Source organism: Alteromonas antoniana, from assembly GCF_019249295.1.
GTDB lineage: Bacteria > Pseudomonadota > Gammaproteobacteria > Enterobacterales > Alteromonadaceae > Alteromonas > Alteromonas antoniana.
The window spans coordinates 1-1,098 of sequence record NZ_JAESDH010000078.1; the positions used below are offsets into that span (position 1 = coordinate 1).

Sequence of the window (1,098 nt, forward strand, 5' to 3'; positions counted from 1 at the left end):
CAGAGTACCACCAACAGGCAGTTGATCTCTTCTCACCGTTTAACCATGAGTGGTGCACTTATTATCTGAATTCGGGAGCCCTTTATACTAGTAACTTTTTGAAGTCTAATATCTTTTCTGCTTTTACAACAAAGCCTAAATTATTTGGGATTTTAGATAAGCTTATAGGGATTTGCTTTAATGGAACGTTAATTGTTTGTATCTCACCCTGCGCAACGTGCTGAGGGCCCGCAAAAAGAGCGCCCAATAAAATTATTCTATTGCCACCTAAATTCATATTACCACGTGCGTCCATGTAACCACCTTGATCAAAGATCAGTACAGGACTTCCGCTAGATCCCGGAAAACAAGCACAGTCGATTACAAAAATAGGCAAACCATTGTAATCATTTTTAGGGCTTGTAGCCGTTACTCCTTTTCGAATTATTGGCATATTATTTTTCTCATCCCAAATACCATTTGGGTAGCCAATCATTGTTATATTTTCTAAACCAGATAAATCACTGAGGATCTTTTCATTTGCAACTAAGTCATCTTGTAAAGGTGGAGCAAAAAACTTCACTCCTTTGGCTTCAGCTTCTCTAAATAATGGAGCCATAGGGAAAACAGCTAAGTCTACATCTTTTTCAGGGTGTTTAATCCAAAGGTTTTCGAAACCATTTAAGACAACACGCTCAACTTGCCCCAACAAAGGTTTACCTTGAGCATCACTTTTTGTGAGCACGAAAGATCCAATTTCACTATTTTCTATAACGTGTTTATTTGTGATTATTACGGGTATATGTTGATCGCCATCTAGTTTAAACGAAAAGAAGAAACCAGTACCTGTTGAGGAATTTCCATCTTTTAATTTACACTCCAACCTTACAGTTGTGTGCATTAATGTTTCTGCGACAGTCAATGTCATACGCGATTTCTCCATAGAGGGCTAACAGCTTATTACTGAGACTTCATAGTAACACTCGTTTCCGCAGAAACACCATATTCTGTGTTTTCATGGGAAAGGTAAAACGTCCGCTTCACGTACAGGCTGTGTGAAAACCCATTTTTTACCGATACCACTGTGATAGCTCTACAGTGTAATTTTTGGCTCTGTAA

General features: G+C 38.4%; 1 protein-coding gene. It reads right to left on the reverse strand.

Annotated features, from left to right (window positions below; genetic code table 11):
- Nucleotides 1-82: 82 nt before the first annotated feature.
- A complete protein-coding gene (locus JKP77_RS22135) occupies nt 83-907 on the reverse strand; it encodes a S1 family peptidase (RefSeq protein WP_218313338.1) in 825 nt (274 codons plus the stop codon).
- Between the last annotated feature and the right edge of the window lie 191 nt (nt 908-1,098).